Raw genomic sequence first — 23,637 nt, forward strand, 5'->3', positions numbered from 1 at the left:
TTTATTAAGACGTTTTTAGAGGCTTAATGCATGTCTAATTTCTTTATTGCGCGGCCCAACTTTGCTTGGGTAATTGCAATCTTTATTTTGTTGGCAGGGTTGCTTGCTTTGCCAACGCTACCGGTATCGCAATTTCCGGTCGTCGCGCCACCGCAGATTACGGTAAGTGCTACGTACCCTGGAGCATCTGCTCAGGTGTTGGTGGACTCGGTGACTAGTGTTATCGAAGAAGAGCTAAATGGCGCGAAAGGTTTGCTCTATTTTGATTCGTCTAGTAACGCCAATGGTATTGCTCAGATTACTGCGTCTTTTGAACCGGGTACTGACCCAGATTTGGCTCAGGTCGATATACAAAACCGACTCAAAAAAGCCGAAGCCCGTTTACCAAGTAGTGTTATTGCACAAGGTGTACAAGTAGACCAAGCGAGCTCTGGCTTCTTGATGATTTATGCGCTGACTTTCAAAGGGGATGATTCGTCTAAAAGTATCGTTGCCTTGGCCGATTACGCAGCACGTAATATTAACAATAATATTCGTCGTGTAGAGGGTGTTGGTAAGCTGCAATATTTCGGTACCGAAGCGGCTATGCGAGTTTGGGTTTCTCCTGAGAAGCTGTTGAGTTACGGATTATCCATTGGTGATGTTAATAACGCGATTAGAAACCAAAACGTACAGGTTCCAGCGGGTAGCTTTGGTGGTCGCCCAGCGGATAATGAACAAGAGCTAACAGCCAGTTTGGTGGTGAAAGGCTTTTTAGAAGATCCTGAAGAGTTTCGTAATATCGTATTACGCAGTAGCTCCGATGGCTCTGCCGTGTATCTTAAAGACGTTGCTCGCGTTGAACTAGGCAAGCAAGACTATAACTTTGAGACCCGTTTGAATGGTCGAAAAGCCGTGATGGGGGCCGTGCAATTATCGCCTGGTGCAAATGCCATAGAAACAGTGAAAGCGGTTAAAGCCCGTGCTGCAGAATTGGAAGAAACTTTCCCCGATGATATTCAAATCAGTTTCCCTTATGACACGTCTAAATTCGTTAGCGCTGCGATTGAAAAAGTAATTTACACCTTGCTTGAAGCTATTTTGTTGGTTTTCTTAGTGATGTTGCTGTTCTTGCAGAATTTACGCTATACCTTGATTCCGACTATCGTAGTGCCAGTGTGTATTTTAGGTACCTTTGCGGTGATGTCTTTCATAGGCTTTTCAGTCAATATGATGACCATGTTTGGTATGGTGTTGGCGATTGGTATCTTGGTGGATGACGCCATTGTCGTGGTGGAAAACGTCGAGCGAATTATGGCGGAAGAAGGGCTTCCTCCGAAAGAAGCAACGATTAAAGCAATGGGACAAGTGTCTGGTGCCATTGTTGGTATCACTTTGGTGTTGTCTGCGGTGTTTGTTCCTCTGGCATTTATGAGCGGTTCCGTTGGTATTATTTATCAACAGTTCTCTATGTCGCTTGCCGTTTCTATTATGTTGTCTGGTATTTTGGCACTGACATTTACACCAGCGTTATGTGCCACCATATTGAAGCCGATCAACACAGAAGAACATCATGAAAAAGGTGGTTTCTTTGGCTGGTTTAACCGTAAGTTTGCCACTTTAACAAGCCGTTATTCGACATTAAATAGTAAGTTGGTTAGCCGTTCTGGACGTTTCATGTTGGTGTATCTTGTGCTGATTGCTGGCCTTGGTTATACCTATGTGCATTTGCCTGAATCTTTTGTTCCAACGGAAGACCAAGGCTATATGATTGTAGATGTGCAGCTTCCGGCTGGTGCTACTTTTTCTCGAACCAATGAGACAATGAAAAATGTTGAAGCGTTTTTAGGTCAGCGTGATGCGGTAGAGAATGTTGTTTCCGTTATGGGCTTTAGTTTCTCTGGTATGGGGGCGAATGCCGGCTTGCTATTCCCGACTTTTACCGATTGGTCTGCCCGCGAGCAATCATTGACGGATGAAACGACGGCCTTTAACCAGTTTGCCGGTAGCATTTCTGACGGCCGATCTATGGCGGTTGCGCCACCGGCTATTGAAGGTATGGGTAACTCTGGTGGTTTCTCACTACGATTACAGGACCGAAGCAACTTAGGACGAGAAGCGTTAACCAACGCGCGTAATGTGGTTCTAGGTCAAGCAAATGCATCTCCAATCATCGCTTACGCCATGATGGAAGGTTTAGAAGACGCACCTCAGCTTAGGATCGATATCGATCGTAAAAAAGCCACAGCTTTGGGCGTGGGTTTTGAATCGATTAATAATGCGGTATCAACGGCATATGGTTCTGCTTCTGTTAACGACTTCACCAATGCTGGTCGTTTGCAACGAGTAGTCGTTCAGGCGGATGTTGCTGACCGTATGACGCCTGAGCGCGTGTTAGAGCTGCAAGTGATGAATGATGAAGGCAACCTAGTTCCTATGCGTTCATTCGCAAGTAGCTTGTGGGAAATAGGGCCGGTTCAGGTGTCTCGTTACAATGGTTATCCAGCTTATAAAATTTCTGGGAGCCCTATGCCAGGTTATAGTTCGGGTGATGCCATGCTTGAAATTGAGCGCATAGTAGACACTTTGCCAAAAGGCATTGGCTTTGAGTGGACGGGACTGTCTTACCAAGAGAAATCGGCGGGTTCTCAAGCACCTATGTTGTTGGCTATTTCAATATTAGTGGTCTTCTTGTTGTTAGTTGCATTGTACGAAAGCTGGTCTATTCCGTTTTCGGTTATTTTGATTATTCCAATTGGTGCTTTGGGTGCGGTTGCGGCTGTGTATCTAACGGGAATGTCTAATGACGTCTACTTTAAGGTTGGCTTGATTACTATTATTGGTTTGTCAGCGAAGAATGCGATCTTGATTGTTGAGTTTGCTAAAGACCTTTATAAGCAAGGATATTCCTTGAGAGACTCTGCAATCGAAGCTGCCAAACTGCGCTTCCGTCCAATTATTATGACGTCTATGGCCTTTATTTTAGGGGTTGTGCCGTTAACATTAGCTTCCGGAGCTGGGGCTGCTAGTCAGCACTCTTTGGGTGTGAGTGTTATCGGTGGCATGATCTCTGCGACATTATTAGGTGTGTTGTTTGTCCCTGTGTTCTTTACATGGGTGCTTGGACGCTTTCAAAAAAAAGCAGTGTCATAAGACGCATTCATTTGCGTTTGAAAAATGAGTGAGCGTTCGAAAAGCCGACTTTATGTCGGCTTTTCTTTTTGTCATTCATTGTTATTTACTCCTCTTTCTTTCAGATTCTTTGCTAGAATTCTCTCGTCTGTGTTCTCTTAGAAGCGCTTTTTTAATAGAGACGGCTTTCAGATAGATATTTGCCGCGCCACAAGCGCTGCAAATTGGGTGTGTCCTAGCAATATATGGTAGGGCTTTAGATAATAAGCATGCGGCTTTGCTGCCTGTTTCTTTGGTGATTCTTTTAATGAGTTTATTGATCTCGACTTGGATTAAGTTCTTCTTTCTCTTCGCGCCGTTTTTTGTGTTGTCTATGTTTCTTGCGTTAACGCGCGGGGAGTCTTCAACTTCTCGTCGACAGGTGGCGAATAAAGCGATTATTGCCTCTGTGGCGATATCGATTGTGTTGTTGTTTTTTGGTGGCAGTTTGTTTGCCGTATTAGGCATCACATTGGATTCTTTCCGTATTGGCTCTGGTATCTTGCTGTTTATGTCTGCCTTGAGCTTGGTTCGTGATGGGACACGTAATCATGCTGTGGGTATGCCAAGCGAAGAACGTGACGATGTGTCAGTTGTACCTCTGGCAGTGCCAACCATTATTGGGCCTGCGACTATTGGTACGATTCTGGTTTATGGCGCTGAATTGCAAGGTTGGGATTTAATTATCGGCTTATGCGGTTTGTTGTTGGCGTTGGGTACCTTAGCGATGATTTTGTATTCTGGTTCCTTGATCGAGAAAATGCTGGGTCGAACCGGCTTGAATGTCTTGTCTAAAATTACAGGTTTGATTTTGGCGGCTATGGCTGCGCAAATCTTTATGAGCGGTGTGATGGGATTTATAGAACCTGTTACAACAGCTGTTAGCTAGGCGGTAATAAGTTAAATCTTGTACAAATTGCGGCGTTTCTAGGCTTTGGCTTCTCCTTGACTTTGAGTTGTTATATCATAACAAAATTCTGTCCAGTCTCGGTGATAACCCATTATGGCAAAGAACGTCGCTTTTTTATTTTTCTCTTTCTTTTGTTTGAGCTCGCCTCTCTATGCCGCGATGGATTTTGCGGTGTATCAAGACTTTATTCAGTGGATTCTTGCTCAGCAGGCCACCTTTCATCGTGAGCTTGTGACTTTGGTGCGCTCTATTAGCAAGGGCGGCAGCCCTGTTTTATTGTGGGGATTAATCTCTACCAGTTTCTTTTATGGCGTGTTTCACGCGGCAGGTCCTGGGCATGGGAAGGCGGTAATTTCGGCTTATATGCTGGCGAGCAAAGCACCATTACGTCGCGGAGTTAGCTTGGCTTTTTTATGTGCTGGCGTTCAAGCAGTGATGGCGGTATTAGTCATTTTGGTGTTGAGCCAAGTATTTTCCTTGGCGGGAAAAGCCATGCAAATCAGTCGTTTCTTTGAAGTGGCGAGTTTTGCTGCGGTTGGTTTGATTGGTGTGTGGATTCTTGTGCGCTTATTACGCGGCCAGTCTGGTTGTGGTCATGATCACTCGCAAGATCATTTAGAAGAGCACCATAACCATTCTCATGAGGGTCACACACATGAAGGTCATTCCCATGGAAGTCATGGTCACTCGCACAGCCACTCTCATGATCATACTTGCTGTGCACACCATGAAGACGAGGCAAAAACCGCCCGTCGGAGTATTTGGGCCATGGTGGCTGCGGTTGGTATTCGTCCTTGTACTGGGGCCATTTTGGTTTTGTTATTTTCTTTGAGCACGGGTATTTTTGTTTGGGGCCTGGTGGCGACTTTTGCCATGGCGTTAGGCACAGCAATTACGGTTGCCTCTTTGGCGGGTGTCAGTGTGTTTGTGCGCGATACCGGCTTTGCGTTAAGCAGTGAGCATCGCGTTTGGCGACAACGAGTGTCGCGCGCGTTTGGTTTTATTGCCGCTTTCGCTTTGATCATCATCAGTACTTCAATGATTTGGAGCTACTTAAGTAATGCAGGAAGGGCTTTCTAATGAAACATGAAGACTCGCATCAGCACGTCCATCACAACCATAATGACTGTATTGAGAGTGCGTTGAGCACGGCGGAAGCGCTGTGTGTCCAGCAGGGGCAGCGACTAACGAAAGTACGCCGTCGCGCATTGGAATTAATCTGGGAAAGTCATCGACCGCTTGGTGCTTATCAGCTATTGGCGAAGTTGGCCGAAGAAGGGTTTAACTCTGCACCACCAACGGTTTATCGTGCATTGGATTTTCTTTTAGGCGCAGGCTTGATTCACAAAGTTGAATCGATGAACGCTTACCTTGGTTGTGCCCATGCAGACAAAGCTCACAAAGGCTATTTCTTGATTTGCGACGAATGTCACAATGTTATGGAATTTGATTACCAAGATATTCATGCGGCGTTGGTTGAAAAGGCTGCACATCAAGGTTTTGAACTGCGAGCTGAAACCATTGAGTTAACGGGGTTGTGCGCGAAATGTAAGGAACAATCAGCAGGAGCAAGCGCGTGAGTAAACGATTGGTTGCTTTTGACAAAATTGGTATAGCGTTTGATGGCCGAGTGTTGCTCGAAAATATAGATATGACGATCAGCGAAGGGGAAATTGTCACCCTGATTGGCCCAAACGGTAGCGGTAAAAGTACGCTGATTCGTACCCTGTTAGGCTTGCAAGAAGCCACGTCAGGCGAAGTGGTAAGACACAAAACCTTGCGTATCGGTTATATGCCGCAAAAGCTGCATATCGATCCGACCCTGCCATTAACGGTAAAGCATTTCTTGGCCTTGGTGCGTGGTGTCGATAAGCAACAGATTCTTCCAACACTCGAAAAACTTGGCATTGGTCATTTGCTCCAATCCCAAGTACATGTGTTGTCTGGTGGCGAAACGCAGCGCGTATTATTGGCTCGCGCTTTGTTGAATCGACCGAATTTATTGGTACTTGATGAGCCTGTTCAAGGCGTGGATGTGAATGGGCAAGTGGAACTTTATAACCTGATTGAAGGCATTCGTAATGAGCTAAATTGCGGTGTTTTGATGGTGTCTCATGATTTGCATTTGGTGATGGCGAAAACCGATACCGTGGTCTGTATTAATCAGCATGTGTGCTGTTCAGGTAGTCCGCAACACGTTACAGGTCATCCAGCCTATCAAGCTTTGTTTGGCGTACCAGGAGCAGACGAATCCATCGCGATTTATGCCCATCAGCATGATCATGTGCATGATGAACACGGTAGTATTTTGTCGGACGATGGCGATGCCCATGCCCATTGTAAACATCATTAATCACACCTAAGTTAGCCGATATTGGAGTTAGTTAAACCATGTTAGATCTTTTACTGAGAGCCTTGTTTGGTGGGTTAGGTGTGGCGGCGGTCGCTGGGCCGCTAGGGGCCTTTGTTGTGTGGCGACGCATGGCGTATTTTGGTGATACCTTGGCGCATTCTGCCTTGTTAGGCGTGGCGTTAGGCTTTTTATTCGACATCAACTTGAATCTTGCCATTATTGTGTTGTGTGTGGGCTTGGCCTTGGTGCTGGTGACGTTGCAGAAGAAGCACATTATTGCCACGGATACTTTGTTGGGGATTTTGGCGCATTCCGCTTTGTCGCTTGGTCTAGTGGCGGTGAGTTTCCTCGATAACATTCGCATCGATTTGATGGCGTATTTATTTGGTGATTTGCTGGCGATTAACCAAGCCGATGTGTATTGGATTTATGGCGGTGGTTTGGCGGTTATCGCGCTATTGGTGACTTTCTGGAAGCCATTGCTCGCCGTTACCGTAAACGAAGAATTGGCAAAAGTAGAAGGTTATCCGGTAGAGGCGATTCGTTTATTGTTGATGTTGCTGGTGGCTTTGGTGATTGCCGTGGCGATGAAAATCGTCGGTGTGCTGCTGATTACCTCTTTGATGATCATTCCCGCAGCAACCGCACGGAAGCTGTCGAAGACGCCGATTCAAATGGCGTCGTTCGCTAGCTTGATTGGCTGCTTGTCGGTGTGTGGTGGCTTGTGGGCGTCTTATCGTTGGGACACACCAACAGGCCCAAGTGTTGTCGTCTGCGCGGCCTTGTTGTTCCTAGTGGCTTACACTCTGCCATTTAAACGCTTACGTTAGTTTATTCGGTGTTTTTATAGGCAGGCTTATTTATCGTCCGATTCCTTTGCTTTGGAGTAGGACTTTGATAAGCCGCGGATCATTTCCATTTGTTTGCCAAATTGACGACACGGTCCACAGATTGCCGTGTGCATGGCTAGGTTGATTTTTTCTTTAGCGGATAAAGGGCGGTCCAGTTTCTCCGAGAGCATCTGGGTCGCTTGTTTGCATTTCATCATTACGATGTCTCCTTCTGAAACCAGTGATCTTCTAGACATTCTCGTAAGCGCAGCCGAGCGCGATACAAGGTGACGTTTAGGCTGCTGACGGTTACTTCTTCGTTATGGCAGATTTCAGGTGTGTCCATTTCGAGGAATTCGCGCATCATAAATAATCGGCCGTACTTGGCTGGTAGCGCATCTAAACAAGCATCGAAGATTCGCCAGAAGTGTGTGTTTTCAACGCCATGTTCTGGTTGATCCCATTTTTTGGGCCGCTCATCTTTTTGCCAGTGACCATTTTCTTCGAACAAGTGCTCTATTAACGCGTCGCCATTTAGGTTCGGCCCATCTTCGAGCTGACTGGCTGCCGTGTGGCGTTTTTCTTTGCGCAATAAGTCGATGATTTTGTTCTTTAAAATGGAAAACACCCAAGTCTTAAACGCGGCTTGTCGCGCAAAACGATCAATATTTTGATACGCAGAGATCATCGCTTCTTGTACTGCGTCTTCGGCAATCTGATTGTCTCGAACTTGAAGCCTTGCGAACTTCAGCATCTGTGTACGTAAATCTTCAATAAAAACAGTATCCTGAAAGATATTTACTGCTGCTGAAGAATCTATTTCAACAGAAACATTCGCATTAGTCATTTAAGCCTCGGAGTGTGTGTGGTCATTAGACGATCTTGGTCTGGCTTTTATTACTATTTTAACCGTAATTTTTCTATCTATCGGCTTATTTCGGATTCAGCTTTTGCTTCAGCCAAGTACTCGTCTTTCAATTTAACGTAATTAAGTCCGGCATATTGAAAGTATTCGATTTCTTTGGCGTTAAGTGGACGGATTTGCTTAACAGGGGAGCCCATGTACATAAAACCGGTTTCTAAACGCTTACCTGGTGGCACCAAAGAGCCAGCGCCTATGATAACTTCGTCTTCAATCACGGCACCGTCTAGGATTGTCGTTCCCATACCGACTAGGACTCGGTTGCCAATGGTACAGCCATGTAACATCGCCATGTGACCCACTGTCACATCGTCGCCAATGTCCAAAGGGTGGCCTTCAGGTTTGTAGGTACTCGCATGAGTAATGTGCAAGCAGGAGTTGTCTTGAATACTGGTGCGAGCACCAATACGGATGCGATGCATGTCGCCACGGATCGCCACCAAAGGCCAAACCGAGCTGTCTTCGCCAATGGTGACATCGCCAATGATCACGGCATTGTCATCGACCCATACACGGTCGCCTAGTTGTGGTGTTTTGCCACGGAAAGATTTCATCACCATATACTGCTCTCTTACAGGATTTGATTAATAGAAAGTGTTAATAAACGAAGGAACTATTAACACAATAGCGTTTTATGCATTGAAAAAGTGTTAAGACAACCTATCTTATTAAGCATAGTATTGACCAATGCATTACAGCGTTCAATTTTTAAAAGGATATCATGATATGTCACAGTCTGTATGGGACGCGACCAGCTTACCGAGCTTTACCGACGTCGATGTTGCGAACATCGAAGCGGATCTAGAGAAACTACTGAAGCATAACCAAGCCGCGATTGATGCTTGTGTGAGCGAAAACACCAATCCAACATGGGAAAGTCTTGTTTTGCCGTTGGATCAACTTCACGACGACCTAAATAACTTTTGGTCGCCAATCAGCCATTTGAATTCCGTTAAAAATACGCCTGAGTTACGTGCCGCTTACAACGCTTGCTTACCAAAATTGACTCAGTTTTATACGGATCTTGGGCAAAACAAAGCCTTGTATCAAGCTTACAAGAGTCTTGCTGAAAGTGAGGCGGCGAAAACGCTAAGCCAAGCTCAAAGTGAAGCCTTGGCGCAAACGATTCGTGATTTCGAATTGTCTGGTGTCGGCCTAGAAGGCGACGCCAAGAAACGCTATGGCGAGATTAGCCAGCGTTTGTCTGAGTTGGGCAGTCAGTTTGGTGAAAACGTATTAGACGCGACACAAGCGTGGAGCAAACTAATCACCGACGAAAGTGAGCTGTCTGGTTTGCCAGAATCCGCTTTGGCACAAGCCAAACAAATGGCCGAAGCCAAAGAAAAGGACGGCTGGTTGTTCACCCTAGATTTCCCATCTTACATTCCAGTGATGAGTTACGCCGACAATGCAGAACTGCGCGAAGAAATGTACCGTGCCTTTGCGACGCGCGCGTCAGATCAAGGTGGTGATATCAAATTCAACAATGCGCCTCTGGTTGACGAAATTTTAGAGCTACGTCATGAGATGGCTCATATTCTTGGTTTTGATAATTACGCAGAATTGTCTGTTGCCACTAAGATGGCGGACAATGGCCAGCAGGTTATCGATTTCTTAGGTGATCTAGCGAAAAAGTCAAAAAGCTCGGCAGAACAAGACCTTGCGCAACTAACAGCGTTCGCGAAAGACGAAAACGGCGTGGAAAAATTGAACGCTTGGGACATGACCTATTATGCGGAAAAACTACGCCAACATAAGTTCAGTATTTCTCAAGAAGAACTGCGTCCTTACTTTCCGATGAATAAAGTTTTATCCGGATTGTTTCACGTGGCACAAACTTTATTCGGTGTGGATATTCGCGAAGAAAAAGAATTTGATAGCTATAACAAGGACTTGCAGTTATTTACGATCAGCAAGGGTGGCGAAGACGTGTCTCGTTTCTATCTAGATCCGTATGCGCGTGAAGCAAAACGCGGTGGTGCATGGATGGATTCTTGCCGTACTCGCCGTCGTTTAAGCGATGACCGCTTGCAGCTACCGATTGCCTATCTTGTGTGTAACTTCACACCACCAATTGGTGATAAACCTGCCTTGTTGACGCACGACGAAGTGACGACCTTGTTCCACGAATTTGGTCATGGCTTGCACCACATGTTGACCCAAGTGGATGTATCTTCTGTATCGGGCATTAACGGTGTGGCGTGGGATGCGGTCGAGTTGCCAAGCCAATTCATGGAAAACTGGTGTTACGAGCCAGAAGCATTGGCTCATATTGCGGGCCATTACGAAACAGGTGAGCCGTTGCCACAAGACTTGCTGGATAAGATGTTGGCAGCAAAGAACTTCCAGTCTGGCATGCAGATGATGCGTCAATTGGAGTTTTCTTTGTTCGATTTCCGTCTACACATGGAATATCAAAAAGACATTTCTGTTCAATCAGTGCTTGATGATGTTCGTAGTAAAGTGGCGGTGGTCACACCGCCTGAGTTTAATCGTTTCCAAAATAGCTTCTCGCATATTTTTGCGGGTGGTTACGCGGCCGGTTACTACAGCTACAAATGGGCAGAAGTGTTATCGGCAGATGCTTTCTCGAAATTCGAAGAAGACGGCATATTCAATAAAGATACTGGCGCTCGCTTCCGTGATACCATATTGGCCAATGGTGGCTCTCGTCCAGCAGCAGAATTATTTGCTGAGTTCCGCGGTCGTGAGCCAAGCACCGATGCCTTATTGAGACACAGCGGCATCGCGGCTTAACTTTTTGTACTGCAAGGAAGCAGCGCTTCGCCTGATGAGAATCAGACAAAGCGCTGCTTTTTTATAGCGCCGAATTAGGGCGTTACTTTTTTGAAGGTAGGGTTATGACAGTAAAACGCTTTATCGCAGGGGCGGTGTGCCCTCGTTGTAGTGAGATGGATAAAATTCGTGCTTGGCGCGATGATGACGCCGAAAAGCAATATCGTGAGTGCGTTGGTTGTGGATACACGGATGAGCAATCTACGGTTATACAGGCGCAGCCCACTGAGATTCCAACACGAGTAAACACGCCTCACAGCCGCTCTCCAGAAACAGAAGAAGTCGTGATCAACTTCATTCCAAATCCTGGTACGACCAAGCACTAAACTTGCTCTGTAGGGTGATAAAAAAGCGAATGGTGCCAGCACCATTCGCTTTTTTATTGCTGCGTTTTTTCTAGTTATAGCCTTTAATCTGCATAACCGCTGCCGATGGCTCGAAATGGCATATCAAGATCCAACTCAGGTACTTGTAGGCCAATCCAGGTCGGGAAGGTGTTGCTGTTTGGTCCTGGGAATACAGTGTATTCGTTTGCCCAAGGGTAGCGCTTCACCGCTTCGTCAATTTTTGGAATCAATGCTTCGGCTTTTGGGCCAATAATAGACAGTACTTTTTCTGGTTTCGCGCCAAACCAGTAGCGATCTGGTGTCGCTGTTTTATATTCAGATAACGCTGGAAGTCCTCTTTCTACTCGCCAACCGACCACTTCATGTACCGTGTATTCAGAAGCGTTTTTTTCTTTGGTAGCCACCCATGTATGAACCGCAAACCAGCCTCGCCAACTAAAAGCGTCGGCGGCATAAAACTCGATAACGGCTGCTTTTTCTGTTTCTGGTGATGGCGCGATGCCTGCAGGCTCTCGGCTTGCTGTGCGCCAGTTATCGTTCGAAGAGCATGCACTTAAAAATAGCGTGATGAAAATGAGTCCTAGATACTTTGCCATGCTTTGTCCTTGGGCTGTTGGGTATTTTATTGCTATTAACATACGCAAATTTTGGTGTATTTGGGTCACTATTTATGGCTTTGGTTCACTATTCCCTATTTTTTGCCAAGTTCAAAAAATGAGCATAAAAAAACGCCAACGATGTTGGCGTTTTGGTTTTGTACTTCTGAATAGATCTGAAATTAGTTCATTTCAGTAATGAACTCTTCACTTGAACGGCGTACTTTTTTCAGTTCTTTTAGCCAGTCGCCTTCTTCTGCACGGTAACCCAAAGGCAATAGAATCACAGAGCGTAGACCGCGTTCAGTAAGACCTAGGATCTCATCAACTTTAGCTGGGTCAAAGCCTTCCATTGGTGTGCTGTCTACGCCTTCTTCAGCGGCTGCAATTAAGGCAGTGCCTAGACCAATGTAAGCCTGACGAGCTGCGTGTTGGTAGTTCACTTCAGCATCACGTGGAGGGTAATCGCCTAAAATCATTTGGCGGTAGTTTTCCCAGCCTTCATTTTTAAAGCCTCGTTCGTCGTTTACTAGGTCGAACATTTTATTAATGCGTTCTTCTGTGTAGTTATCCCACGCAGCAAACACTAATAGGTGAGAACCGTCAGTGATTTGTGCTTGGTTCCAAGCATGGGGAACGATGGCTTCACGTAGCGCTTTGTTTTTCACCACAATGACTTCATATGGCTGAAGTCCACTTGATGTCGCTGTTAGGCGAATAGCTTCTAGGATGCGGTCTACTTTTTCTTGCTCAACAACTTTGCTTGAGTCCATTTTTTTTGTGGCATAACGCCAGTTTAGTTTTTCTAACAAATTCGACATGATTATTCCTAAATAAGGTTTTTGTATGCCTCTAATATTGCTCTTGTTGTGATCAAGTTCAAGGTACGTTTTGAGCAAAAAGTGAGGAAGTTGAATAATCGGTTAACTGTTCGATTTAGTTGATATGTTGCAATAATATCTGCAATTATGCCCTAAAATGGTTCATTTTTGAGCGAGGATGAAGTAAGGTGCGGCTTTGAAAATTTCAACGGACCCCCTTCTAATGTCATTTGCTCAAAATCCCTCTTTGTTTCAGCGTTATCTTCGCGGTAGTTTAGTACTACAAATTGCCATCGGTATTGTTTGTGGCGTCGTCCTAGCGTATGTGTCGCCAAGCACGGCGCTATCAACTTCTTTGATGGGCGATTTTTTTGTTAAAGCACTTAAAGCGATAGCACCAATCTTGGTCTTTTTGTTGGTGATGGCATCGATTGCCAATCACAAGCAAGCTCAGCAAAGCCATATTCGCCCAGTGATTCTTCTTTATATTATCGGCACGTTTGTCGCGGCATTAACAGCCGTTGTGTTCAGCTTTGCTTTTCCTACTGAGCTAAATTTGGTCGCGCCAGATTTAAGTAAAAGTGCGCCTCAGGGAATTGGTGAAGTCTTACATACCTTGGTATTTAAGATGGTCGATAACCCTGTTAACGCTTTGGTTCAAGGGAATTATGTAGGCATTTTGACTTGGGCGACTGGCTTAGGTTTGGGGTTACGTCATGCCTCTGAAGCGACGAAATCTGTCCTACAACACATATCGACCAGTGTGACTGGTATTGTTTCTTTTATTATTCGTTTAGCGCCGTTTGGTATCTTTGGTTTGGTTGCGAGCACCATAGCCGCAACTGGCTTTGACGCATTGCTTGGCTATTCTCACCTATTGGCTGTGTTGATTGGTGCGATGCTGTTTATTGCCTTTGTGACGAACCCACTATTGGTATTCTGGAAAATTCGCCGTAATCCCTATCCTTTAGTATTTAAGTGCTTAAAAGAAAGTGGCGTAACCGCATTCTTTACCCGTAGTTCGGCAGCAAATATTCCCGTAAATTTGGATTTGTGTAAGCGCTTAGGTTTGGACGAGGATACTTATTCTGTGTCCATTCCTTTGGGTGCGACCATCAATATGGCTGGCGCAGCGATTACCATTACGGTGTTAACCTTAGCTGCAGTGCACACTTTAGGCATCTCATTGGATTTTGGTACAGCGTTATTGCTTAGCGTGATTGCTGCCGTCTCTGCATGTGGAGCATCGGGTGTTGCGGGTGGTTCGTTGTTGCTGATTCCATTAGCGTGTAGCTTATTCAATATTTCGAATGAGGTGGCAATGCAAGTAGTGGCGGTTGGCTTTATTATCGGCGTTTTACAGGATTCTGCCGAGACCGCATTGAATAGTTCGACAGACGCTCTATTTACAGCGGCGGCTTGTCTTTCTAATGATAAGAGCTAGATTTCAATAACCTTGTTATAGACCTGTGATAACAAAAAAGGGAAGTTGGGAGCTTCCCTTTTTTGTTTCTACGATTTGCTAGCTTAAACTGTTAAAGCTTAAACTGGGTAACCAGTTTATCAAGCTGAGCAGACAGTTTCTGTAAGTTGGTACTTGATGCAGTCAGTTCATCAGCTATTTCAGATGTCTCTGTTGTTAGCTGATTAATCTCTTCAACGTTTTTACTCATGTCGTTTACTACAAGAGATTGCTCTTCTGTCGCAGTGGCAACCTGAATGTTCATGTCGCTGATCTGACCAATGTGTGAAGTGATTTGCTCCAGTGATGTATTGGCTTCATTCGCCTGACCAACAACCTCGGTGCTCTGATCTTGTCCAGATTGGATAGTCGCAACGGTTTTGGCCGATTGCTCTTGTAACTTGTCGATCATTTTTTGGATTTCATCAGTCGATGCAGCAGAGCGGCTGGCAAGGTTACGTACTTCATCGGCAACGACGGCGAAGCCTCGACCTTGCTCACCTGCACGGGCAGCTTCGATCGCCGCGTTCAACGCCAATAAGTTAGTTTGCTCCGAGATACTGCGAATCGTATCTAGGATGCTACCAATCGAATCTGTCTGTGTTGCTAGCGAATCAATGTCGGCACTAATATGTTGTATTTCAGTAGATAGCGCAGTCACACCTTGGCGAGCGCGTGCTACCAATCCTGCTCCTTGGTGAGCTTGTTTATCTGCTTCTTGGGCTGCTTTAGCTGCTTGAGACGCGTTTTCTGCGATGTTTTCCACTGTGGCGCCCATTTCATGAATGGCTGTAGCGATCTGAGTGGTACGATCTCGCTCATTCAGGCAGTTGGTGTGCGTTGCCTTGGCTTTCGATGCGACGTCGTTTGCGGTGTGAGCAAGCTGACGGGAGTTGTCAGCTACGTTTTCAATTGCCGTACGGACTTTAGTGATAAACTGATTAAAGTGCTGGGCGATATCGCTAAGCTCGTCTTTGCCATCAAGAGACATCATAGAACCAAGATCTAATTTGTCACTGGCAGTTGAAATATGTTGCTGTAGATAAGAAACTCGGCTGTTAAGACGACGTAACATTAACCAAGCTAAGATGATAGAGGCCGATAGTGCGATCACTATTAAGGCGATCATGTTGTTGCGGCTTTTTTCATAATTAATCTGGCTTTGGTTGTAGCTTTGTTGACCTTGCTCAAGCAGTTCGTCAAGGATGACATTGACGGCTTTACGCATTACGCCATAGCTGTCTGCGTATTTAGTTTTATATATTTCTTGAGCAGTCGTTAAGTCATTATTTTCGATAGCGGCAAGCATTGGCGTTAGCTCATCACGTTTGACTTTAGCGAACACGTCAATGAGATTCTGTACTTCAGCACGCATTTTAGGATTCACTTGGGAGTTCAACGCTTGCTTAAGCGCCATATCCATTTCTGGGATATCTTCTGTACGGGTTTCTTTAACGCGAGTTAGGGCACCTTTTTTATCTTGCATGGCTGGAATTTCTTGCAGCAAGATAATATCGATACCAACACGCATACGAGGGATTCGTGATGCAACTTCCGCGAGAGATCGCATTGGGGCGCTGGTATTTTGGGCCAACTGTTTAGTTTGCTCCTGTCCGCTAGAAAGACCGCGTAAGCCTGCCCAACTAACGAGTAAGAGCACAAGGCAAGGCAAGGCTATTACGGAGATAAATTGAGCTTTCAGAGACATTTTATTGAATATCACGATGTATTACCTACAGTAAGTTATTTTTATTGCGTTATTACTGTGAAACTCAAAGTCCATTTACGTTTTACAGAACAAGGTATGCTTGGTTAATTTATTGAGAGAATGCGTGAGTACAAAAAAGTCATCTTTAATCCGTGCTTTTTGTGCTCATCTTATAAAGGGTTCCCTATATTACCTCTAAAAAATGACACTTTTAAGTAATATTTGATGTTTTATTAACCAGTTTAAGAGGTGTGTATTGAGTAATGCATTTCGGTCGCTATCAAACTTGAATTACCGACTTTGGTTCGGTGGCGCAGTTATTTCGAATATCGGTACCTGGCTGCAGCGGACTGCTCAGGATTGGATCGTCATCGCCGAACTATCAGATAAGAATGCGTCAGCCGTAGGGCTGGTGGTATTTTTACAATTTGCACCACAGATTTTACTCTTGCCTGTCACTGGTTGGGCTGCGGATCGAATGGATCGTCGAAAGTTGCTGTTTATTACTCAATGCTTGATGGCGACCTTGGCATTGATTCTTGGCATATTGGTATTGAGTGGTCATGTTGAGCTATGGCAGGTATGCGCCTGTGCGTTTGCCTTAGGTTGTGTGGCGGCATTTGATGCGCCTGCTCGTCATGCCTTTGTGTCGGATCTTGTAAGTGAAAAAGAATTATCAAACGCCGTTGGGCTCAATTCTGTGTCCTTTAACTCAGCCCGCTTAGTTGGGCCGGCCATTGCAGGCATACTGATCGCCTTAATCGGGACTGGTTGGGTGTTTATGATCAATGTGCTGTCTTTTATTCCTTTACTAGTCGCTCTACATCTTTTCAAAAGCCGCCTGCCAAAAATTGAAACGGATAACAGTAAAAAGACGCCCGATGTAGCGAAGTTTTTGGATGGCTTTCGGTACATTTGGCAGCATCGTGAGATGGCCGTCATACTGGTTATGTCGTTTTTAATTTGTAGCCTAGGTATGAATTTTTCGGTGTACCTATCTGCGATGACTGTGCATGTGTTTCAAGGGCATGCGGATCAATATGGTTTCTTAATTTCTATGATGGCGATTGGTTCGATTAGTGGGGCATTGGTAACTGCTAGCCGTCGTTCTTCACCGACGTTTCGCTTTATGATTTATGTTGCCGCTATGTTCGCGGTGAGCTGCTTATTGGTGGCCATCAGCACGTCATTCTGGGCATTCGCTGTGCTGCTTATTTTGCTCGGCCTTAGTTTGCAGCTGTTTACTACATCGACTGCTTCTTATATGCAGGTGGCAACGGAGAAGCGTTATAGAGGCCGAGTGATGGCTGTGGTTTTGGCTACAGCAATGGGCAGTACGGCGTTGGGTGCGCCTTTGGTTGGTTGGATTGCTGACTTCTTTGGTGCTAGATGGGCAATCGGCGTGGGCAGTATTTCAGGGGTGCTTGCTGCCTTGTTGGGGTTTTGGTTTTTACGTCAACAGGCAAACACAAAGCGGGTTGATCCTCTATAATTTAGAATGAATGGCTTGATTAGTGAGTGCTTGGCACCTGTGCCGAACTGCAGTAGTCTTGATTTGATGTAATATGTATCAGCCTAACAATATCGATGGAGAAGTTTATGTCGCAGCATCTTGTATTGAGTTTTATTGGCGAAGACCGCCCAGGCCTTGTTGAGAGCCTGTCCGACACCATCGCACGTTACAATGGCAACTGGCTAGAAAGTCGCATGGCGCATTTGGCCGATAAATTTGCCGGTATTTTGACTGTCTCTGTACCGCAGGATCAACAAGAAGCTCTAGTGAGTGCCTTACGTGATTTTGAAAAATTGGGTTTGCATGTCACCGTTGAAGTGGCTAAGCAAAGTGTTGGATCAGGCTCTACTTTGTCTCTCTCTGTGGTTGGCAATGATCGTCCGGGTATTGTTAAAGAAGTGTCTCAAGTACTGCATTCATTAATGGTTAATGTCAAAGAACTCACCACTTCGTGTGAACCTGCACCGATGAGCTCTGACATGTTATTTAAAACCGAGATGGTTTTGGTGGTTCCAAAAAACCTACTTTTGTCAGAATTAGAAGCTGCACTAGAAAAAATAAGCAGCGATTTAATGGTCGAGCTTTCTGTTAAACAGTTTGCCTAGCCTGATAAGTTATTTTGACTGCTGAACGATAACTTCAGAGCAATTCAATGTTGTCTAAACACCATTCTGCTCTTTCTAAGACGGCGTGCTTTTGTGTGTCGTCTTGCTTATCCCAGTTACCGTAAATCATACCAATACGATGATTCTTCGCTAGACGTTGTCGATGCTTGACCATAAAACGCCAATATAAGCTGTTGAGCGGGCAAGATTCCTCGCTGGTTTTCTCTTTTACTTTGTAGTGGCAATCACCACAGTAGTCGCTCATTTTCTGCATGTAGCTGCCACTGGCCGCATAAGGTTTGGAGGCAATCCAACCGCCATCAGCAAATTGGCTCATGCCGCGCGTATTGGGTAATTCCACCCATTCCAAAGCGTCTACGTAAATGCCTAAATACCATTCGTCGACCTGCTCAGGCTGAACCTCAGTTAACATGCAGAAGTTCCCCGTCACCATCAAGCGTTGAATGTGATGGGCATAAGCGTAATCGAGAGATTGCCCAATGGCGCTAGCAAGACACTTCATCTTAGTTTGACCGTTCCAGAAATAGCTTGGTAGGTCTCGTTCAGCGTTTAGGGCATTTTGTTGTTGATAGTCAGGCATATTGATCCAATACATGCCGCGCACATATTCACGCCAGCCAAGAATTTGTCGGACAAAGCCTTCAACTTGGGCAATGTCGATTTGGACATTGTCTTGGTAAGCCGAGATGGCGGCTTTGATAACATGCTTTGGGCTGATCAATTTTGCATTAAGAGCAAAGGACAGGCGCGAATGATACAAACTCCAGCTGTGGGACGTTTGGTTTGTCATAGCGTCTTGAAAACGGCCAAAATTCGGCAGTAATTGCTCGCAGAAGAAGGCGAGTAAATTTAGCGCGTCTTGGCTGGTGACAGGCCAAAGTAAAGTCGATTCAGCTTGACCAATAGACGGAATTTGATGGCGTTGAATACGCTCAAGTAGGTGGGTCACATCATGCTGGAAACACAAGGGTGCTGGAATATCGGTTAAGTCTTTAGTTTTGAGCTTATTGCGATTGGCGTTGTCGTAATTCCATTGGCCACCTTCTGGCTGACCTTGATCGTCTATCAATATATTAAAGCGTAGGCGCATTTTGCGATAAAAGTGTTCCATGCGAACGGGATTTTTAGCGTGAAAGAGCCTAGGTATTTCGTTGAAAGGCAACAAAAAATGCTCGCTATCGACTATATTAAAGATTGGCGTCGAATTAGTGGTGGTTAGCGCATGATATTGTGCCAATACTCGATATTCATCAGGGCGCTGTAATTCAACACGTAGAATATCGTGTTGCTCCGTAAGACTGAATATTACCTCTTCTAAGCTTTGGTTCAGGGTATCATCTAAAGTGAGATAACATACTTGATGGCCATTTTCTTTTAGCGCATCAGCAAAGCGTTCCATCGCAAGAAAAAAAGCGCAGAGCTTTTGAATATGGTGCGTTACATAAGTGGCTTCTGGGTGTAGTTCAGCGATCAAATACAGCACACCTTGGTCATGTTTTTTGAACCAAGAGTGCGCAGCGTTGAGTTGATCGCCAAGAATAACGCGCAGAGTGTGATATTTATGTTGGCTATTATGTACCATGATTAATTGCTTGATGTTGGGTAAATTGGCCAGTCAGCGGCATCGACTGAATCTAATTGTGAATCGTAGACTTGGCCTTGCCATTTATGAGTAAAATTCTGATTCGGGTCGTATTGTGCAGTTTGTTTTTCCAAATTGAAATGACGGCCGCCTCTAGGGTCTGCTCCGACACCTGCAATATATTGCCAGTTCCCCCAGTTGGAGCCGACATTGTAATCGATCAGTTGTTCTTCAAAGTAAGCCGCGCCATAACGCCAATCAATGCCTAACTCATAGATTAAACAACTGGCAACAATCTGGCGACCTCGATTGCTCATAAAACCGGTTTCGTTGAGCTGTTTCATACAAGCGTTAACGATGGGGTAGGGCGTATTGCCTTGGCTCCATTTCCGAAAACGCTCCGCGTAATAGCTGCCTTGAGTTTGTTTTCCTGTTAAGCCACCCGGCAAGAAAAGTTGTTTACCATAACGCGTCGCGTACCAGTGAAAGTATTCACGCCACAGCAGTTCGAAATAAATCCAATAAGTGGATTCGCTTGCGCCGTGATCGCGTTCATAGACGTCGAGACTGGCTTTAATTTGTCTGGCTGACAAACTGCCTTGTGCTAGCCAAGGAGAGAGCTTGGTGGAATTTTCCCAACCATCTAATTCATTACGCATTGCTTTATATTGGTTCGGGAGATTGGTAGAGAAATAATCGCTTAGCTGATCCATTGCCGCTTCTTCACCACCCGTAAAGGCACTGTGGTTGTCAGTAATTTGGTGTTGCCATGGCATAATATTATGGATATTAAAACTCGGTGCAGGCGGTAGTTTGTGTAAGCTTGGCAGTGGGGTTGTCGAGTCTACATTTTCGACCAAGCGGCGAAACTTTGAGAATGATTCGGGTAATCCTGTTAAATTAAATGGTAGCTGAGAAGGCGTGAATAAACTCAGCCCATGATCTATTTGGATGCGCACGTCAGGATATTGGTTTTCGATGCGCTTAAGCGTTTGTTGCTCGTCCCAACCACCATGATGGTTACGATAAAGGTGGGATATGGGAACTTCGTTGAGGATCAAATTTAAGCTGGTGTCGGCATCCATCGAACTGACAAATAAAGTTTGCCCTACTTTAGCTAATGTCGCGTTTAGACCGTTGAGTCCTTGCTGTAAAAAACGACGGCGGTTTTCTGACATACCTTGCGTTGCGTAACGGCTTGGGCGTTGATGATGAGGCTCCATACAATACAAACAAACGAGAAAATCCACTTCCTGCATTGCTCGCCATAATATGTTCTGATCTGCGCTGCGTAAATCGTCTCCAAACCATACCAAACCCACTTTCATTACATCATCCTTTTTATTGTCTTGCTTAACCTTAGTACGTATTTAGGAGAACATTGGTTTAGATTGGATGCAAATCAGCGTTGAGTTAGTTATTTGGAATAACTTTGCTTAAAACCTTTCAAAAAGAAATTATTTTAACGAGCATGCAAAAACCATATCGAAAATAGGGTTATAATGCGCGAAAATTTCCCGTTTACGTTATAAGGTAGTGATAAATATGAGTCTTCCAAATTGCCCAAAATGCGATTCTGCTTACGTGTATGAAGATCAAGCTATGTTGGTTTGCCCAGAGTGCGCGCACGAATGGAACCCAAATGAAGTTGTGGTTGATGAAGATGCGCTCATTATCAAGGACATGGGCGGTAACTTATTGCAAGAAGGCGATAAAGTGACGTTGGCGAAAGACCTGAAAGTAAAAGGCTCCTCTCAAGTGCTAAAAATCGGCACCAAAGCGACTATTAAGCGTTTCGTCGATGGCGACCACGACATCGATTGCAAAATAGATGGCGGCGGCGAAATGATGCTGAAATCTCAGTTTGTGAAGAAATCTTCCGTTTAAGATCTGTAGAAGGGTTAGATAGGGCTCGTTTGGTCTTTTCTAACCCTTTTTTGTGTCTTTCTCGATTTCCCTATCCGATAGTCATCCCGTTAAATTTAGTGGTTTTGTAGGTTTATAGTGAGCATATCGATGAACTTGCGTACTTTTGCAGCTAGATGCTTGCGATTAGGGTAGATCGCATGAATCGGAATCTCCTTGCCTGAATACTCCGGAAATAGCTTAACAAGACGGTTCTTTTGTAGATCATCGACGGCTAAAAAAGAAGGCAAAAATGCCACCCCCATTCCTTCTACTGCCGCATCTTTCACGGCTTCACCACTATCAAAACGTAGGCGCTGTGTTCCTGCTATGGTGACATCCTTGCCATTTTCTTGGTGTAAATGCCAAGCACTTGAATTGGGATTCAGCCCATAGATGAGACGCTGCTGCTCTTCTAGTGCGGTGATATCTTCTGTTATCTCATTTTCTGCTAAGTAGGTGGGCGATGCATAAATATAAGGAGAGTATTTAGCAATGGGGCGGGCAATCATTAAAGATTGGTTTGGCATATCTCCCATTCTGATTGCTAGGTCAAAACCTTCCTCTACCAAGTCCACAATTCTGTCTGTAAAGCTTATTTCTACTTCTAAATGGGGCCATTGCTTCAGGAATTTATTGAGGAGTGGCAATATCACTATCCTTCCAAAAGCCGCTGTTACAGTGAGGCGTAATGTGCCTTTTGGTTCCATGTCATCCTGTCGAACACTTTTTTCTGCATCCTCTATGTCGCTGAGTATTTGCGTGCACCTCTCATAGAAATACTGCCCATCGGAGGTCAATGAGACTCGGCGAGTAGTGCGATGGAGTAAGCGTGTACCAAGGTGGGCTTCCAAGCGCGCTAATGATTTACCCGCTGCTGAACGGGTTAAGCCCATCTTTTTTCCTCCAAGGACAAAATTTCCAGCTTCAGCAATAGCCACAAAAGTACGCATGGTGTTTAGCTCGATACTGCCCGTCGAATGGTGTGTGCTGAATTTTTGGATGCTCACTGTAGAAACCTATTCCCCAAGATATGACTTAGAATTTGGATTGTTGAATAAAATACCATAAAGGAGACGTTATGCTACCTGAAAATGCGAAAAATGCTTTAAATGGCTGGATAAAAGCGGCCACACCGATTATTGAAAAAATGACAGGCCAAAGTGACATAAGCTGGCCAGATGCCCGCGCTAGTTATGTTGATGATCTTGATAAACTGTTTCCTGCACCAGAAGGCGTTTCATTTCGTCATGTTGATCTAGGTGGTGTTTCTACCATGTTAGTCACACCAGATAATGTCATAGAAGGTCGAGTATTGTTTTATGTACATGGCGGCGGTTATGTTCATGGCGGCGTAAAAGCCTATCGAGGGTTAGCTGGGCATTATGCTAAGCAGCTTCGTGCTCAAGTGTATGTACCGGATTATCGACAAGCACCTGAGTACCCATTTCCCTTGCCGATAGATGATACATTCAATGCTTACAGGGCTTTGCTAGAGCAGGGGGGGGACCCTCGCACCTTAGCCATTTCCGGTGATTCCGCAGGCGGGGCCATGATCGTCACCATTATGAGAAAAGCCAGAGATGCGAAGCTGCCTCTTCCTGCCGCAGCGGTTGCTATTTCTCCTTGGGCAGACCTGACTCACTGTGGTGTTTCCGCCAGAATTAGAAATGGCATTGATCCAATATGTACTACGGATTTTCTCGACCAGCTAGCGGCTCTATTCTTGGCTGGCGAGTTACCAACGAACCCTGATGCATCACCTATTTTTGCGGATGTTAGAGGATTATCACCAACCTTAATTCAAATCGGTGAAAATGAAGTTATGTTGCATGGCGCGACCCGACTGGCTTCTCATCTTGGTGAAAACCGAGTTAGGACGACGTTAGAAGTATGGCCTGGAATGTTTCACGTTTGGCATATTTTTTCAGGGTTACTTCCTGAAGCTGATCACGCTTTACGAAATGCTGTTAGATTTATCGATGATGCTTTTACATCAGAGCTGGATACCAACGAACAAGCTTAAAAGCGCCCGTCTAACTAAGGTTTGTGGTTAAAAATTAGGAATCGCCTGTAAAAAGCAGAGAAAAGGGTTTTTCTCTGCTTTTTGGGCTTT

Annotated in this window: 22 protein-coding genes; 13 read left to right on the forward strand and 9 right to left on the reverse strand. The window is 45.1% G+C overall.

Annotated features, from left to right (window positions below; translation table 11 throughout):
• Nucleotides 1-30: 30 nt before the first annotated feature.
• From DFP77_RS09650 to znuB, 6 genes are all read left to right on the forward strand, one after another.
• Nucleotides 31-3,132, forward strand: coding sequence for a multidrug efflux RND transporter permease subunit (locus DFP77_RS09650; RefSeq protein WP_114412082.1), 3,102 nt, complete (start codon nucleotides 31-33; stop codon nucleotides 3,130-3,132).
• Nucleotides 3,133-3,418: 286 nt separating this feature from the next.
• Nucleotides 3,419-4,039: a MarC family protein gene (locus DFP77_RS09655; protein ID WP_114412083.1), complete on the forward strand. Its 621-nt coding sequence runs from the start codon at nucleotides 3,419-3,421 to the stop codon at nucleotides 4,037-4,039.
• A gap of 114 nt (nucleotides 4,040-4,153) precedes the next feature.
• A complete protein-coding gene (locus tag DFP77_RS09660) occupies nucleotides 4,154-5,140 on the forward strand; it encodes a nickel/cobalt transporter (protein WP_114412084.1) in 987 nt (328 codons plus the stop codon).
• On the forward strand, nucleotides 5,140-5,640 hold the full coding sequence (locus DFP77_RS09665) for a Fur family transcriptional regulator (RefSeq protein ID WP_114412085.1): 501 nt from the start codon (nucleotides 5,140-5,142) through the stop codon (nucleotides 5,638-5,640). Before DFP77_RS09660 ends, DFP77_RS09665 begins: the two co-directional genes overlap by 1 nt.
• Nucleotides 5,637-6,413, forward strand: a complete 777-nt coding sequence (gene znuC, locus DFP77_RS09670; protein ID WP_114412086.1) for a zinc ABC transporter ATP-binding protein ZnuC — start codon at nucleotides 5,637-5,639, stop codon at nucleotides 6,411-6,413. Before DFP77_RS09665 ends, znuC begins: the two co-directional genes overlap by 4 nt.
• A 38-nt stretch (nucleotides 6,414-6,451) precedes the next feature.
• Entirely contained in the window at nucleotides 6,452-7,243 is a 792-nt protein-coding gene (gene znuB, locus DFP77_RS09675) for a zinc ABC transporter permease subunit ZnuB (RefSeq protein ID WP_114412087.1), read from the forward strand.
• 26 nt (nucleotides 7,244-7,269) lie between these two features.
• Here znuB and DFP77_RS09680 read toward each other — a convergent pair whose 3' ends face one another.
• From DFP77_RS09680 to DFP77_RS09690, 3 genes are all read right to left on the reverse strand, one after another.
• Nucleotides 7,270-7,461 carry a zf-HC2 domain-containing protein gene (locus tag DFP77_RS09680; protein WP_114412088.1) on the reverse strand — a complete coding sequence of 64 codons (192 nt, stop codon included), beginning with the start codon at nucleotides 7,459-7,461 and terminating at the stop codon, nucleotides 7,270-7,272.
• On the reverse strand, nucleotides 7,461-8,090 hold the full coding sequence (locus tag DFP77_RS09685; protein WP_114412089.1) for an RNA polymerase factor sigma-70: 630 nt from the start codon (nucleotides 8,088-8,090) through the stop codon (nucleotides 7,461-7,463). Before DFP77_RS09685 ends, DFP77_RS09680 begins: the two co-directional genes overlap by 1 nt.
• Nucleotides 8,091-8,167: 77 nt before the next feature.
• Nucleotides 8,168-8,725, reverse strand: coding sequence for a gamma carbonic anhydrase family protein (locus DFP77_RS09690; protein ID WP_114412090.1), 558 nt, complete (start codon nucleotides 8,723-8,725; stop codon nucleotides 8,168-8,170).
• A 166-nt stretch (nucleotides 8,726-8,891) separates the two neighbouring features.
• Between DFP77_RS09690 and prlC the strand changes: the two genes are divergently transcribed.
• Nucleotides 8,892-10,922, forward strand: coding sequence for an oligopeptidase A (gene prlC, locus DFP77_RS09695; RefSeq protein ID WP_114412091.1), 2,031 nt, complete (start codon nucleotides 8,892-8,894; stop codon nucleotides 10,920-10,922).
• A gap of 104 nt (nucleotides 10,923-11,026) precedes the next feature.
• On the forward strand, nucleotides 11,027-11,287 hold the full coding sequence (locus DFP77_RS09700; RefSeq protein ID WP_114412092.1) for a YheV family putative zinc ribbon protein: 261 nt from the start codon (nucleotides 11,027-11,029) through the stop codon (nucleotides 11,285-11,287).
• Between the two features lie 83 nt (nucleotides 11,288-11,370).
• Here the strand turns inward: DFP77_RS09700 and DFP77_RS09705 are convergent, their stop codons facing one another.
• Together DFP77_RS09705 and DFP77_RS09710 are read right to left on the reverse strand one after the other, a co-directional pair.
• Entirely contained in the window at nucleotides 11,371-11,904 is a 534-nt protein-coding gene (locus DFP77_RS09705; RefSeq protein WP_114412093.1) for a DUF3750 domain-containing protein, read from the reverse strand.
• A 182-nt stretch (nucleotides 11,905-12,086) separates the two neighbouring features.
• Entirely contained in the window at nucleotides 12,087-12,725 is a 639-nt protein-coding gene (locus DFP77_RS09710; RefSeq protein ID WP_114412094.1) for an NAD(P)H-dependent oxidoreductase, read from the reverse strand.
• 223 nt (nucleotides 12,726-12,948) lie between these two features.
• Between DFP77_RS09710 and sstT the strand changes: the two genes are divergently transcribed.
• The gene (gene sstT, locus DFP77_RS09715; RefSeq protein ID WP_114412095.1) at nucleotides 12,949-14,169 is read left to right on the forward strand and encodes a serine/threonine transporter SstT; all 1,221 of its coding nucleotides are present in this window, start codon (nucleotides 12,949-12,951) and stop codon (nucleotides 14,167-14,169) included.
• A 91-nt stretch (nucleotides 14,170-14,260) separates the two neighbouring features.
• On the opposite strand, the gene DFP77_RS09720 is transcribed toward sstT, so the two are convergent.
• Nucleotides 14,261-15,910: a methyl-accepting chemotaxis protein gene (locus DFP77_RS09720; protein WP_205113184.1), complete on the reverse strand. Its 1,650-nt coding sequence runs from the start codon at nucleotides 15,908-15,910 to the stop codon at nucleotides 14,261-14,263.
• Between the two features lie 241 nt (nucleotides 15,911-16,151).
• On the opposite strand from DFP77_RS09720, the gene DFP77_RS09725 reads away from it, so the two are divergent.
• Nucleotides 16,152-17,387, forward strand: coding sequence for an MFS transporter (locus DFP77_RS09725; RefSeq protein WP_114412096.1), 1,236 nt, complete (start codon nucleotides 16,152-16,154; stop codon nucleotides 17,385-17,387).
• A 107-nt stretch (nucleotides 17,388-17,494) separates the two neighbouring features.
• A complete protein-coding gene (locus tag DFP77_RS09730) occupies nucleotides 17,495-18,013 on the forward strand; it encodes a glycine cleavage system transcriptional repressor (RefSeq protein ID WP_114412097.1) in 519 nt (172 codons plus the stop codon).
• Nucleotides 18,014-18,047: 34 nt separating this feature from the next.
• On the opposite strand, the gene DFP77_RS09735 is transcribed toward DFP77_RS09730, so the two are convergent.
• Complete coding sequence (locus DFP77_RS09735) at nucleotides 18,048-19,616, reverse strand: cryptochrome/photolyase family protein (protein WP_114412098.1); 1,569 nt, start codon at nucleotides 19,614-19,616, stop codon at nucleotides 18,048-18,050.
• A gap of 2 nt (nucleotides 19,617-19,618) precedes the next feature.
• Nucleotides 19,619-20,944 (reverse strand): DASH family cryptochrome, encoded by a 1,326-nt coding sequence (locus DFP77_RS09740; RefSeq protein ID WP_114412099.1) that lies wholly within the window; start codon nucleotides 20,942-20,944, stop codon nucleotides 19,619-19,621.
• Between the two features lie 217 nt (nucleotides 20,945-21,161).
• On the opposite strand from DFP77_RS09740, the gene DFP77_RS09745 reads away from it, so the two are divergent.
• Nucleotides 21,162-21,503 carry a zinc ribbon domain-containing protein YjdM gene (locus DFP77_RS09745; RefSeq protein ID WP_114412100.1) on the forward strand — a complete coding sequence of 114 codons (342 nt, stop codon included), beginning with the start codon at nucleotides 21,162-21,164 and terminating at the stop codon, nucleotides 21,501-21,503.
• 95 nt (nucleotides 21,504-21,598) lie between these two features.
• Here DFP77_RS09745 and DFP77_RS09750 read toward each other — a convergent pair whose 3' ends face one another.
• On the reverse strand, nucleotides 21,599-22,531 hold the full coding sequence (locus DFP77_RS09750; protein WP_114412101.1) for a LysR family transcriptional regulator: 933 nt from the start codon (nucleotides 22,529-22,531) through the stop codon (nucleotides 21,599-21,601).
• A 71-nt stretch (nucleotides 22,532-22,602) separates the two neighbouring features.
• On the opposite strand from DFP77_RS09750, the gene DFP77_RS09755 reads away from it, so the two are divergent.
• On the forward strand, nucleotides 22,603-23,547 hold the full coding sequence (locus DFP77_RS09755) for an alpha/beta hydrolase (protein ID WP_114412102.1): 945 nt from the start codon (nucleotides 22,603-22,605) through the stop codon (nucleotides 23,545-23,547).
• The last annotated feature ends 90 nt before the right edge of the window (nucleotides 23,548-23,637 follow it).

Origin of the sequence: Marinomonas foliarum, from assembly GCF_003337275.1 — a bacterium.
Classification (GTDB): domain Bacteria; phylum Pseudomonadota; class Gammaproteobacteria; order Pseudomonadales; family Marinomonadaceae; genus Marinomonas; species Marinomonas foliarum.